The sequence below is a fragment of the Lagierella sp. ICN-221743 genome, from assembly GCF_037890055.1.
Lineage (GTDB): Bacteria > Bacillota > Clostridia > Tissierellales > Peptoniphilaceae > Mediannikoviicoccus.
In genome coordinates this window covers 22,867-36,769 of sequence record NZ_JBBKBD010000003.1, presented here as the reverse complement: position 1 = coordinate 36,769, position 13,903 = coordinate 22,867, and the positions used below count along the sequence as shown (strand labels likewise).

At 36.5% G+C, this 13,903-nt stretch carries 11 protein-coding genes; 8 read left to right on the top strand and 3 right to left on the bottom strand.

Annotated features, from left to right (window positions below; genetic code table 11):
- Positions 1-11: 11 nt before the first annotated feature.
- The 6 genes from rpoC (at position 12) to truA (ending at position 7,389) form a co-directional block, all read left to right on the top strand.
- Complete coding sequence (gene rpoC, locus WKS98_RS02195) at positions 12-3,563, top strand: DNA-directed RNA polymerase subunit beta' (RefSeq protein ID WP_498916503.1); 3,552 nt, start codon at positions 12-14, stop codon at positions 3,561-3,563.
- A gap of 69 nt (positions 3,564-3,632) precedes the next feature.
- Positions 3,633-4,169 (top strand): TIGR01440 family protein, encoded by a 537-nt coding sequence (locus WKS98_RS02190; protein ID WP_498916501.1) that lies wholly within the window; start codon positions 3,633-3,635, stop codon positions 4,167-4,169.
- Between the two features lie 10 nt (positions 4,170-4,179).
- Positions 4,180-5,007 (top strand): energy-coupling factor transporter ATPase, encoded by an 828-nt coding sequence (locus tag WKS98_RS02185; RefSeq protein ID WP_498916499.1) that lies wholly within the window; start codon positions 4,180-4,182, stop codon positions 5,005-5,007.
- Entirely contained in the window at positions 4,998-5,858 is an 861-nt protein-coding gene (locus WKS98_RS02180; protein ID WP_498916497.1) for an energy-coupling factor transporter ATPase, read from the top strand. The genes WKS98_RS02185 and WKS98_RS02180 overlap by 10 nt, the downstream gene beginning before the upstream one ends.
- The gene (locus tag WKS98_RS02175; protein WP_498916495.1) at positions 5,852-6,652 is read left to right on the top strand and encodes an energy-coupling factor transporter transmembrane component T family protein; all 801 of its coding nucleotides are present in this window, start codon (positions 5,852-5,854) and stop codon (positions 6,650-6,652) included. The genes WKS98_RS02180 and WKS98_RS02175 overlap by 7 nt, the downstream gene beginning before the upstream one ends.
- Complete coding sequence (gene truA, locus WKS98_RS02170) at positions 6,649-7,389, top strand: tRNA pseudouridine(38-40) synthase TruA (protein WP_498916494.1); 741 nt, start codon at positions 6,649-6,651, stop codon at positions 7,387-7,389. The genes WKS98_RS02175 and truA overlap by 4 nt, the downstream gene beginning before the upstream one ends.
- Positions 7,390-7,410: 21 nt before the next feature.
- Here truA and WKS98_RS02165 read toward each other — a convergent pair whose 3' ends face one another.
- From WKS98_RS02165 to WKS98_RS02155, 3 genes are read right to left on the bottom strand one after another with little or no spacing between them, the layout of a single operon-like run.
- Entirely contained in the window at positions 7,411-8,052 is a 642-nt protein-coding gene (locus WKS98_RS02165; RefSeq protein ID WP_498916492.1) for an HAD hydrolase-like protein, read from the bottom strand.
- A 7-nt stretch (positions 8,053-8,059) separates the two neighbouring features.
- On the bottom strand, positions 8,060-8,794 hold the full coding sequence (locus WKS98_RS02160; RefSeq protein WP_498916490.1) for an amino acid ABC transporter ATP-binding protein: 735 nt from the start codon (positions 8,792-8,794) through the stop codon (positions 8,060-8,062).
- Entirely contained in the window at positions 8,794-10,380 is a 1,587-nt protein-coding gene (locus WKS98_RS02155; RefSeq protein ID WP_498916488.1) for an ABC transporter permease subunit, read from the bottom strand. Before WKS98_RS02155 ends, WKS98_RS02160 begins: the two co-directional genes overlap by 1 nt.
- Positions 10,381-10,695: 315 nt before the next feature.
- Here WKS98_RS02155 and WKS98_RS02150 point away from each other — a divergent pair, with 315 nt between their 5' ends.
- Positions 10,696-11,547: an aminoglycoside 6-adenylyltransferase gene (locus WKS98_RS02150; protein WP_498916486.1), complete on the top strand. Its 852-nt coding sequence runs from the start codon at positions 10,696-10,698 to the stop codon at positions 11,545-11,547.
- Between the two features lie 45 nt (positions 11,548-11,592).
- Positions 11,593-13,893 carry an ATP-dependent DNA helicase gene (locus WKS98_RS02145; RefSeq protein ID WP_498916484.1) on the top strand — a complete coding sequence of 767 codons (2,301 nt, stop codon included), beginning with the start codon at positions 11,593-11,595 and terminating at the stop codon, positions 13,891-13,893.
- The last annotated feature ends 10 nt before the right edge of the window (positions 13,894-13,903 follow it).

Here is a 13,903-nt window from a genome sequence, read left to right as displayed (position 1 = left end):
GGAGATACTCTTTGGAAGAATTAATTACTTTTGACTCAATGAAAATAGGTCTTTCCTCTCCAGAAAAGATTAGGCAGTGGTCTTATGGAGAAGTTAAGAAACCTGAAACAATAAACTATAGAACTTTAAAACCGGAAAAAGAAGGACTTTTCTGCGAAAAGATTTTTGGACCTACAAAGGACTGGGAATGTAACTGCGGAAAGTATAAAAGAGTGAGATATAAAGGCGTTGTCTGCGAAAAGTGTGGAGTTGAAGTTACCAAGTCCAAGGTTAGACGTGAGAGGATGGGCCATATAGAGCTTGCTGCTCCGGTTTCACATATTTGGTACTTTAAGGGAATTCCTTCAAGAATGGGACTTTTACTTGATATGAGTCCAAGAGCCCTTGAAAAAATTCTTTACTTTGCATCATATGTTGTAATTGATGCAAAGGACACCGATATGTATAACAAACAGCTTTTAACAGAGTATGAATATATGGAAGCTTGTGAAAGATACACAGAAGGTGTGGACTTCAGAGCTGGCATGGGAGCGGAAGCTGTTAAGGAACTTCTTTTAAATGTAGACCTTAATAAGGAGTACGAAGACTTAAAGGAAGAACTAGAAGATGCAACAGGACAAAAGAAGGTTAGAATTCTTAGAAGACTTGAAGTTGTTGATGCATTCTTAGAATCAGGAAACGACCCTTCATGGATGATTCTTGATGTAATTCCAGTAATTCCACCGGATTTAAGACCGATGGTTCAACTTGAAGGTGGAAGATTTGCAACTTCAGACCTAAATGACCTTTATAGAAGAGTTATAAATAGAAATAATAGATTAAAGAGACTACTGGACATTGGAGCACCTGACATTATCGTAAGAAATGAAAAGAGAATGCTTCAAGAGGCGGTAGATGCTCTAATAGATAATGGTAGAAGGGGTAAACCTGTAACAGGACCTGGAAATAGACCATTAAAATCACTTTCTGACATGCTTAAAGGAAAGACAGGTAGATTTAGACAAAACTTACTTGGTAAACGTGTTGACTATTCAGGACGTTCTGTAATAGTTGTTGGTCCAAGTTTGAAATTCTATCAATGTGGTCTACCAAAGAAGATGGCACTTGAACTATTTAAGCCTTTCGTAATGCGAGAGCTTGTAGTTAAAGACATAGCACATAATATCAAAAACGCAAAGAAGATGGTAGAAAGGGAAAGCGACGAAGTTTGGGATATTCTTGAAGAAGTTATCAAGGACCACCCTGTACTTCTAAACAGAGCGCCGACTCTTCACAGACTTGGTATTCAAGCATTTGAACCAGTTCTTGTAGAAGGGAAGGCTATTAAGCTTCACCCACTGGCATGTACTGCATATAACGCCGACTTCGACGGTGACCAAATGGCGGTTCACTTACCACTTTCAGTGGAAGCTCAAGCAGAAGCAAGACTTCTTATGATGTCAACTAACAATATACTGGCACCAAAGGATGGTAAGCCAATTACTACTCCTTCACAGGACATGGTACTTGGAGCTTACTACTTGACATATGATGGTGATGAAGAAGATGAAGTAAGATGTTACAGTGACTATGATGAGATGATTAGAGCTTATGAAAGCAAGATTATCCACATGCACACAGTTGTTAAAGTAAGAGTTAAAAAGGGTGAAAATGATAGAGGGAAGCTAGTTAAGTCAACTGTTGGTAGATTTATATTCAACAGTGGTATTCCTCAAGACCTAGGATATGTGGATAGAGAGTCAGATCCATATTCACTTGAAATTGATAAAATTGTAGACAAGAAGACTTTAGGAAATATAATTGACAGATGCTTTAGAAAGCATGGCAATATTGAAACTGCAAGACTTCTTGACTATATCAAAGCAACAGGATACAAATACTCAACAATAGCAGCAATTACAATTTCAATGTCTGACGTAGTTGTACCGGGAGAAAAGGATGAAATCCTTGCGAAGGCAGACGTTGAAGTAAATAAATATGAAAAACTTTTAAGAAAAGGTCTTGTATCAGAAGAAGAAAGACATGATTTCGTTGTAGATATTTGGAACAAGACTACTGATGAAGTTACAGAAGCACTTTTAAAGGACCTAGATCCTAGAAACAACCTTGCGATCATGGCTACATCAGGAGCCAGAGGTTCAACTAACCAAATTCGTCAGTTGGCAGGTATGAGAGGGCTTATGTCTTCAGCATCAGGTAAGACAATCGAAATTCCTATAAAGGCAAACTTTAGGGAAGGTCTTTCAGTACAAGAGTTCTTTATATCAACTCACGGGTCTAGAAAGGGTCTATCAGATACTGCCTTAAGAACCGCAGACTCAGGATATTTGACAAGACGTCTAGTAGACGTATCTCAAGATATTATAGTAAGAGAAGACGACTGTGGAACCGATAGATATATCGTTGCAAAAGACTTTATGGAAGGCAAGGAACTTATCGAAGACATGGCGTCAAGAATTACAGGTAGAACTGCATTTGAAGATATTTTAAACCTTGAAACTGGAGAGTTAATCGTTCAAAAGAACGAAATTATAACTGAAGACTTGGCTGAAAAGATAAGGCAGTCAGGCATAAAAGAAGTAAAGGTAAGATCTGTTCTTGGATGTAAGTGTAAACATGGAGTTTGTGCTAAGTGTTACGGTAGAAACCTTGCAACAGGAAAGCCTGTTAATGTTGGAGAAGCCGTAGGTATAATTGCAGCTCAATCCATTGGTGAACCGGGAACTCAGCTTACAATGAGAACTTTCCACTCTGGTGGTATCGCAGGAGTTGGAATAACTCAAGGTCTTCCGAGAGTTGAAGAGCTTTTCGAAGCTAGAAAGCCAAAGGGACTTGCTTATATAACTGAAATAGACGGTAAAGTTTCCATATTGGATAACAAAAAACGTCATGACATTTTAGTATCTGGAGAAGACGGAGAGGAAAAAATATACAATATTCCTTACGGAGCTAGAATAAAAGTAAAGGAAGGCGACTTTATTAAAGCTGGAGACTTACTAACAGAAGGTTCTGTAAATCCTCATGACATTCTGGATGTTAAAGGTACTGAAGGTGTTCAAGACTATATAATCAAGGAAGTTCAAAAAGTTTATCGTCTACAAGGTGTTGATATAGATGATAAACACGTTGAGATTATAATAAAACAAATGCTTTCTAAAGTTAAAATAGAAAAGGCTAACGATTCAGAATTCCTTGAAGGGTCAATGGTTAATCTAAGAGATTTCGAAATTGAAAACGAAAGACTTGAAGAGGAAGGCAAAGAGCCTGCAGAAGCATCAAGAATACTTCTTGGTATTACAAAGGCATCTCTTGCAACAGAATCATTCTTGTCAGCAGCAAGTTTCCAAGAGACTACAAGAGTTCTTACAGAAGCTTCAATCAAGGGCAAGGAAGACAATCTATTGGGACTAAAGGAAAATGTAATAATTGGTCAACTTATTCCTGCCGGTACAGGTGTTAAGTTATACAATTCAATAAAAATTGACTACGAAGGTATGGCTGAAGAAGATAATCCAGTTGCAGAAGTGACTGAATTAGAAGAAGCTGAAACTGTAGAAGAATAAAATGCCGGGCCTTGTGCTCGGCTTTTTTATCGTAATATTATTAAGAGAGTTTGGAATGAGGAGGAAAAAATGGATAATTTAAAACAACAATTAACCGATGCATTTGAATCACTAAAAGAGCAAAGCAAGTTTGAAGATGGAAAAATTTTAGTTGTAGGTTGTTCTTCAAGTGAAATTGTAGGCTCAAGAATAGGAACAAACTCAAACTTAGATGTGGGACATACTGTGGCATTAACTATGCTTGAACTAACATCACAAAATAATCTCTATTTAGCGGCACAGTGCTGTGAACATATAAATAGAGCTTTGGTAGTTGAAAGAGAATGTGCATTAAAGTATGGTTTTGAAATTGTTTCAGTAGTTCCTCAAAAGAAAGCTGGCGGATCTTTTTCAACAGAAGTGTATAAACTTATGAAAGACCCCGTATGTGTAGAGTTTATAAAGGCGGATTATGGCATGGACATAGGGCAAACCATGATAGGGATGCATATGAAACATGTTTGTGTGCCTGTTAGACTTAATCCAAACAAAATTGGAGAGACAACAGTTGCAGGGGCAAGGGTTAGACCGAAGTTAATAGGTGGAGAGAGAGCAAAATACGCTTAAGGAAGAATGAATGGATGATATTTTAATTGAGGTGAAGGACCTGAGCTTTAAGTACGAGGATGAGGCGAAAAAACTTACCCTTAAAGATATAAACTTAGAAGTTAAAAAGGGAGAGTTTGTTGCAATTCTTGGACATAATGGCTCAGGAAAATCCACCTTGGCAAAACTTATAAATGGACAGATGGCGCCAACGGAAGGCGAAATAAGAGTAAAGGGACTTAAGACCACAGATGAAGATCATCTTCTTGAAATAAGAAAGACATGTGGCATGGTGTTTCAAAATCCTGACAACCAAATAGTTGCAACAATAGTTGAAGAGGACGTTGCCTTTGGTCCAGAGAACCTTGGAGTACCAATGCCAGAGCTTAGACACAGAGTTGATGAAGCCCTTGAAATAGTTGAGATGAGTGACTACAAGAGACATTCCCCTTCATTATTGTCGGGAGGACAAAAGCAAAGAATAGCCATTGCAGGAATTCTTGCTATGGATCCAGATTGCCTGCTGATGGACGAGCCGACGGCCATGCTTGATCCAATAGGACGAAAAGAGATTGTCGACACAATGCTAAAGTTAAATGAAAGGGGAAGGACCATTGTCCTTATAACTCACTTTATGGACGAGGCCATACTTGCGGATAGGGTTATTGTTCTAAACGAAGGGGAAATCGTAATGCAGGGAAAGCCTAGGGAAGTTTTTTCAGAGTTTGAAACCATAAAGTCAAATGGTCTAGATGTTCCACAGGTTACAGAGCTTGCATATAGGCTTAATCAAGATGGTTTTGATATTCCAAAAGACATACTTTCTGTAGAAGAGATGGTGGAGGCGTTATGGAAATAGAATTAAAAGATGTTTCACATATTTACAATCAAGGTAACGCCTTTGAAAAGGTGGCACTGAGAAATATTAATCTTAATATTAGAGAAAATGAATTTATCGGTGTTATTGGACACACTGGTTCTGGCAAATCTACATTGGTTCAACATCTAAACGCACTAAGCCTTCCAACTTCTGGAGATGTTATCGTAGATGGTATAAATACTAAGGAAGATGGACAGAACAAGAGGAATATTAGAAAGAATGTGGGCCTCGTGTTTCAATATCCAGAGTACCAACTGTTCGAAGAGACGATTTATAAAGACATTGCCTTTGGACCGGGAAACCTTGGATTCAGTGAAGATGAAATTGATGAGAGAGTCAAATGGGCATGTGAAATGGTTGACCTTGACTTTGAAAGGGTAAAAGAAGTTTCTCCCTTTGATGTGTCAGGTGGTCAAAAGAGAAGGGCCGCCATTGCAGGAGTACTTGCAATGAAACCAAAGTTCTTGGTGCTAGATGAACCAACAGCGGGCCTTGATCCAAAGGGTAGAGATGAAATCTTAAATAACATAAATAAACTATACCAAGAAGAAAACATGACCATCATACTTGTGTCCCATAGCATGGAAGAGATTGCAAGACTTGTAAATAGAATTGTAGTTTTGGAGCATGGCGAGATTCTTATGGATGGCAAGCCAAAGGAAATCTTTTCAAGACATGAAGAGCTAAGGCAAATTGGTCTTGATGTTCCTCAAATTACAGAGCTTATGATTAAGTTAAGGGAAAAAGGAATGGACATACCTACTGATGTGCTTACGGTTGAAGAGGCAGAGTTGGTTTTGAAAGAGTATCTTAGGAGGTCTAAATGTTAAAAGATATTACATTAGGTCAATATTTTCCAGGAAATTCTTTCGTTCACAGACTTGATCCAAGGGTTAAGATATATGGGCTGACAATTTTTTTAGTTTCAATATTTATAGTTAAGGACTTATACATGTATATTCCGCTGGCCCTTGTACTTCTTCTTGTGATTAAGAATTCAAAAATCCCCGCAAGGTTACTTTTAAATGGCATAAAGTCTCTGAGGTTTATAATCCTTTTGACATTTTTCATAAATATAATTGCAACACCGGGAGAGGTGGTATTTAAGTTTTGGATATTTAATATAACAAGACAGGGGATAGAATTTGCAAGCTTTATGGCACTAAGACTAATTTTTCTAGTTACATCAAGTTCTCTACTAACTTTAACCACATCGCCTATTGCACTTACGGATGGTCTTGAATCCATAATGAAGCCGCTTTCAAAAATCGGTTTTCCAAGCCATCAACTGGCAATGATGATGACAATTGCCCTTAGATTTATTCCAACACTATTTGAAGAAGCAACGAAGATAATGAAGTCTCAAGCCGCAAGGGGTGCAGACTTTGAATCGGGAAATATAATCAAAAGAGCAAAAAATTTAGTTCCACTTCTAGTTCCTCTTTTTATAAATTCATTTAAGAGGGCCGATGAACTTGCGACTGCCATGGAGGCAAGATGCTATCATGGTGGAGAGGGTAGGACGAGACTAAATGAGCTTTACTACGACAGAAAAGATTATATAACAATGGGATGTATAACACTGTTCTTAGGACTATACATTCTTCAAAGGATTTTTATATGAAGAATATGAAGATAACCGTAGCCTATGATGGTACAAACTATTATGGCTGGCAAAAACAAGATGGATATAGAACTGTAGAAGGAAGCATACTAAGGGCCATAGATAAGGTTATGCATAGAGATGTTAGACTTGCCACAGCGGGACGCACTGACAAGGGAGTTCACGCCTATGGGCAGGTCTTTAACTTCCAAGTTGCTGATAACTATACAGAGGACAATATTAGACGTGGACTAAATTCGTTTTTAACAGAGGATGAAATACTTATTACAAATGTTGAAGAAGTGGATGACTATTTTCATTCAAGGTTTTCTGCAAAGGGAAAGCACTACAGATATATTTTAAATACCGACAGGCTAATGCATCCAATGTATCGAAACTATAAAGGAAATACGATTCACAGTCTCGACTTAAAGAAGATGAGGGAGGGGGCAAAGCTCCTTGTAGGTCACCACGACTTTCAGTCCTTTACCAATTCAAAACCTGACGAACCCATAAATACAATGAGGACCATAGATAGCCTTGATATAGTTCAAGATGGAGATGACTTTATCTTCGACATAAAGGCGGAGTCCTTTTTAAGAAATATGGTTAGAATAATTGTTGGAACACTTCACGAAGTTGGAAGGGGCAAGAGGGACTTGGTCTGGCTTGAAAATGCAATAAAAAAAGCCGACAGAACGTCGGCTGGACCTACCACATCAGCGGCGGGATTATATTTAATAGAAGTATATTATTAAGGGGAGTCTCTCCCCTTATTTTTATTTAAAAATATCAAGAATTTCAATTGGACTATCAACTACATAATCAGCGCCTGATTCTTCAAGTTCTTTTCTATCGCCAAAGCCATAGCTCACACCGATGGTCTTAAGGCCCCAGTGCTTGCCTCCGTTGATGTCGTAGTTTCTATCACCAACCATATAGGTTTTGGAAATTTCACAATCGTAATTATCTAAACAATATCTTATAACGTCGGTCTTGTGACTAATTTTGCCATCAAGAGTTGCTCCAGCAATATGGTCGAAGTATTTGAAAACATCAAAGTGTTTTAAAATTTCTATTGCAAAGACTTCTGGTTTTGAAGTTGCAACAAGAAGGTGATTGTTATCTTCTTTAAGCTTTTTAAAAACATCTTCAATTCCGTCGTATAGTCTGTTTTCAAACTTGCCCTTGTCACTATAGTAAACTCTATATGTGTCAACTGCCTCTTTAGCTTCCTCGTCATTTAGCGAAAAGACTCTCTTATAAGAGTCACTAAGTGGAGGACCAATAAAAGTGTTAAGCACTTCGTCACTTTGGTCCTTAAGCCCTAGCTCTTTAATTGAATATCTAATTGCGTTTTTAATTCCTTCCCCGGAGTCGGTTATAGTTCCATCTAAATCAAAAAGTATGAAATTACTCATATTCCTCCTATTTTATAAATCTTTGTAAGAACTCTTTTGTTCTATCTTCCTTTGGATTTTCAAAAAGTTCATGTGGGTTGTTTTCTTCTACGATTACACCCTTGTCCATAAAGCATACTCTGTTTGAGACATCCCTGGCAAAGTCCATTTCGTGGGTAACTACAATCATGGTCATTCCAGATTTAGCTAAATCCGTCATAACTTCTAAAACTTCACCTACAAGTTGTGGATCTAGGGCAGATGTTGGTTCGTCAAACAAAAGCACTTCAGGATTCATACATAGTGCCCTTGCAATTGCAACTCTCTGTTTTTGTCCACCGGAAAGCTGCGAAGGCTTTGCATCCTTTCTATCTAACATTCCAACGGATTCAAGATATTTTAGTGCAGTCTTTGATGCTTCATCTCTGTTAATTCCATGAACCTTTACCTGTGCGATGATACAGTTTTCAAGTACCGTCATATTTTCAAACAGGTTAAAACTTTGAAACACCATACCAACCTTGCTTCTGTATTGACATAGGTCGTATCCCTTAGTAAGAATGGACTTGTCGTGATATAGGATTTCGCCACCGGTAGGCTCTTCAAGTAGATTTATACATCTTAGCATTGTGGACTTACCAGAACCGGACGGACCGATTATGGAAGCTACTTCGCCTTTTTCTATTTTTAAATTAACATCCTTTAAAACTTCGATTTCGCCAAAGTTCTTTTTCAAATGTTTTAATTCTAATATTGTACTCATTAATTTTCACCTCCGGTAACTGATGAAATTTTAAATGTAGATTGCTTGAATAATCTATATTCAATTAATCTTATTAGTCTTGTCATTGCAAAAGTAATTACAAAGTAAATTATAAGTACGATTACATATGTTTGGAAGTATTTGTTAGTAGTTCCTGACACGGATCTTGCCATAAAGAATAGCTCTGTTACAGAGATTACTGAAAGAACGGCAGTATCCTTTATGTTTACAACAAGCTCGTTACCTATGGAAGGAATAATATTTTTAATAGCTTGTGGAAGTACTACATATCTCATTGTTTGACCATGGGTCATACCAAGGGCCTTACAGCCTTCGCTTTGGCCAGAGTCAATGGAGTTTATTCCACCACGCACAACTTCAGATAGGTAAGCACCGGTGTTTATGGAAACAACGACAAATGCAGTTAGTGTTGCATCGGTATGAATGTTAAACAAATATGGTAGTCCATAGAAGAATAGAATTGCTTGAACCATCATCGGTGTTGATCTAAATACCTCGATGTAGCAAGATAAAATAAAATCAACTATCTTCTTTAATACATACTTAACTTTGTCGTCCTTAGAAACCTTTAGGCTCTTTATTGTGGCAACTATTAGTCCAATTAAAAAACCTATTGTAGTTGCCACTGATGCAAGGGCAAGTGTAATACCAATCCCTTTGAAGAATAGTGGTTTGTAGTTATTCCAAATATAAGTTACATCTTCCCAGAAGGAAGTTTCCTTCTCTGTGCCTTCGGAAGTTTGTAACTTAACTTTTTCAGCCATTATCTCCTGCCTTTCATCGTCAGAGATACTATCAAGAACTTCATTTACATCGTCAGTAAGAGTTGTGTTTTTTCTAAGACCAACAGCAATTGAAGTATCTTCTGGATCTACTTCAAAACCTTGACCGTCTTCAAAGTCTATAAAGGTAAGGTCTTTATTTGCAGTTACTGCAGACAGCGCTCCTGGCCTTTCAGAAACATATCCATCAATCTTTGATGTCTTTGTATTTAATATCAAAGTAGAGAAGGTATCCATAGGCTCTTGCTTATTAACCCCTTCAATTTGATCGATTACATCATAGTGAAATGTATTTAACTGTCCTGATATCTTTGCGCCCTTTAAATCTTTTAAAGATTTTGCTCCTTCATATGGAGAACCTTTCTTTATTACAATTACTAAATCAGAAGTGTAATAGTTTGAAGAAAAGTCTATTTCCTTTTTTCTTTCTTCAGTAGGTGACATACCTGCAATTATTGCGTCAATCTTTCCAGATTGTAGTGCAGGAATAAGACCGTCCCACTCAATCTTTACAATTTCAAGTTTCAAACCAAGTCCGTCGGCAATTCGCTTTGCCATTTCCACGTCATATCCGTTTGCAAACTCTCCTGGGCTATTTACAACTTCATAAGCGCCATTTTCTTCCGTTACTTGGGTCCAATTGAAAGGTGCATAATTAACTTCCATTCCAACTCTAAACACTCCGTCGGTTTCAACCTCCACAGCGTTAGAAAAAGTGAATAAAAAATTAATAAAAATAAGTACACCTAAGAGAACCGTAAAATTCTTTTTTAACTTTTTCATTTTTCTCCCCTCATTTTAATTGAAATTGAAACTATTATATCACATAAGCCTTAAGATATTAAACTAAATTGAAAAAATCAACGAGAAAATAACAAATAAATTCAATGCTGTATCATAAAACCCAATTTATTGAAAAATAATTTTGTAGAATAGAAAGGTTCATGTAACCTTCTAATCTATTCAAATAACAATAAAAAACACAAAGGTTTTTATCGTTATCTCCTTTGAAATATCAATAATCATAATACTTTTTTAATTTGATTAAATTGTGCTTATCATTTAAAATAAAGATAGCTAAATGAAAAAGGTGTGATTATGAATAAAGAAAATTTAATGAGCTACGTGATGCGTGTAGTTCTTGGAGATAAAAACTTAACAGCACTTTTAGAAACCGGTAGAAGAATGAATCTTTCACTAAGACAAGATGACATGCCGGATTTTAAAATAATAATTGGAGTAAAGGATCTTAACGAGATTGCTCTGTTGGAGGCTTTTCAAGAGCTTATTGAAGATGGTGTAATATTTCATAAAAAGCAAGGCCTAAACATGATGAACAACCACTTTGGAAATGTATTAAGGTATATTGTAATACTTCCAGATATTACGAAAGTGGACTTCACATTTATGAAAAGCACAGATTTACAGTCTTACATCAACATCGACAGTTTGTGTAAGGTTCATATTGACAAAGATAGTTCTCTTGTTGCAAATGCAAAAATTACCGATGCAAAGTATAGACAGCTAAAACCAACGCAAAAAGAATTTTTACAATGCTGTAATGAATTTTTTATTAAGGCAGTGTCAATAACAAAGGCAATTAATAGATCCGATTTATTTTATGCCTCAATACTATTCGACAAATTAAGACATGAACTAAATTTAATGACCTGTTACTATATCGGTTCTAAATATGATTTTGCAGTAAACATTGGACCAAGCTTTAAGTCATTTAAAACATATCTTGAAAAAGATCACTACGAAAAGTTTATGGAAGTTTATCCCACTCCAAAAACAGACTCGCTTTGGACGGCGCTTTTTAATGCATGCATGCTATTTAGAAAGGCAGGTCTTGAGGTTGGAGAAATTTTAGGTTATGACTATCCTAAACGAACCGACAGGGACATAATAAAATTTATAAGAGATAGTTGGAACAGTTCAATAAGATAAATAGGGAACCTTCAATTTAAAAGTTGAAGGTTTTTTGGTGGAAACATGGAAGATTTTAAATTATCCGTTAGGGGTTTAATAGAATTTGTTATGAGAAGTGGAGACATTGACAACTCCTTTACCGATAGAGGCAGACTAAAGGAAGGTCAAAGGATTCATCAAAAGCTTCAAAAGGAATATGGCAAGAATTATGAAAAAGAGGTTCGCCTAGTAAACGAAACCTTTCATAAAGAGATGCTTTTTAAAGTAGAAGGGCGAGCTGACGGAATTTTTAGAGAAGGTGACCATGCACTAATTGACGAGATAAAGACCACTACAAGACCTCTAAAGGAACTAGAATACAATACAAACCCACTACACTGGGCACAGGCAAAGTGTTACGGATATTTTTATTGCATTAGGGAAGAGCTTTCAAATATAGATTTGCAATTGACATACTATAATGTAGAAAATAGTGAAATAAAGAGAATTGTAAAGAACTTTTCTTTTTTTGAACTGGAGGAGTTCTATTTAAACTTGCTAGATTTATACTTAGACTTTTCCATTATGATAGTTGAGTTTAGAAAAAAGAGAGATGAAAAGATAAAATCCACCACATTTCCATTTCCAGTTTATAGAAAGGGACAGAGGGAGCTTTCAGTGGCAGTTTATAATGTAATATCCACCGGGAGTAGGCTCTTTGTGGAAGCACCAACGGGAATAGGAAAGACCATGTCCACAGTGTTTCCTTCCATAAAAGCCCTGGGAAATAAATTGACGGACAAGATATTTTACTTAACCGCCCGCTCCACAACAAAGGAAGAAGCTAACAAAGCGGTGGTTAGGCTAATGGATAGGGGATTGGAACTTAAAACTTTAACAATTACGGCGAAGGAAAAAATCTGTTTAAATGATGAAATAAAATGTAATCCCAAGGACTGTCCTTATGCAAAGGGACATTTCGACAGAGTTAACGAAGCCATATTCGACATATATGAGCATGAAGATGTGTTAAACACTGAAACCATACTTTCATATGCACGAAAGCACAAAGTCTGTCCCATGGAGTTTCAGCTTGATATGGCAAACTTTTCTGACCTTATTATCTGCGACTACAACTATTGTTTTGACCCTGCAGTGTACTTAAAGAGATTTTTTGATGTTACCGTCGAAAACTATACTTTTTTAATTGACGAAGCCCATAACCTTGTGGACAGGGCAAGGGATATGTATTCAGCGGAGTTTTCCTTAAATAATCTTGTTGAAATGACAAATCTATTTGAAGAAAAGCATTATAAAATCGTTAAGCAAATTGAAGAGCTTATAAAGTACTTAGAGAGTTTTAAACTTAACAATAAAACCATGGAAGTTGTAGAAGAGTATATTAACATAAATTTTTTAGACAATTTAGAGATAACGCTTCGAATGTTGGAGAAGTTTTTGTCAAAAGAAAAAGAAGCGCCAAATTATGATAAAATTTTAGAAAATTATTTTACACTTAAACATTTTTCTAGAATAACCGACTACTATGCAGATAATTACAGAACCTTGATTAGAACAGAGGAAGATGATAGAATTATGCAGTTACTCTGTTTAGACACTTCGCCTATATTAAAAAACATATTGAAGCGAGCAGAGTCGTCGGTGTTTTTCTCAGCCACATTGTCGCCTATGGACTTTTATGTGGATGTGTTTGGATGTAAAGATTCAGCGTATTACAGACTAAAACTTCCATCACCATTTAATCCCGACTACTTTAAAGCGGGCATTGTTCCACTTTCAACTAGATACTTAGACAGAGAAAAAAATTACGACATAATTACCAAGGCATTGGAAAAATATGTAAATAGAGATGGAAACTTTTTACTTTTCTTTCCATCATATAAATTTATGACAGAAATTTATAATCGCTTTGATAAAAATGGCAAAGATATTGCAGTTCAAAACAGAGTTATGACGGAAGAGGAAAGAAGAGAATTTTTAAGTCTCTTTACACAAAAGTCAAATAGAGTTGGCTTTGTTGTGCTCGGTGGTGTGTTTTCAGAAGGAATAGACCTAGCAGGAGAAAGGCTTAAGGGAGTTGGAATAGTTTCCGTAGGTCTTCCAGGAATTTCCACACAGAGGGATTTAATTCGAGACTACTATGACGAAAGAGGCAAACGAGGATTTGAATACGCTTATATCTATCCTGGAATGAACAAGGTGTGCCAAGCAGCAGGTAGAGTAATCAGAACGGCACAGGACAGGGGAGATTGCGTTTTAATAGACGACAGATTTCAAAATTATCCATATAGAAATCTATTACCTTCACATTGGAAAGACATAAGACTTTTCAGAAAACCAAGAGACTTAGACTATTTTATATAAGGAGTAAGGA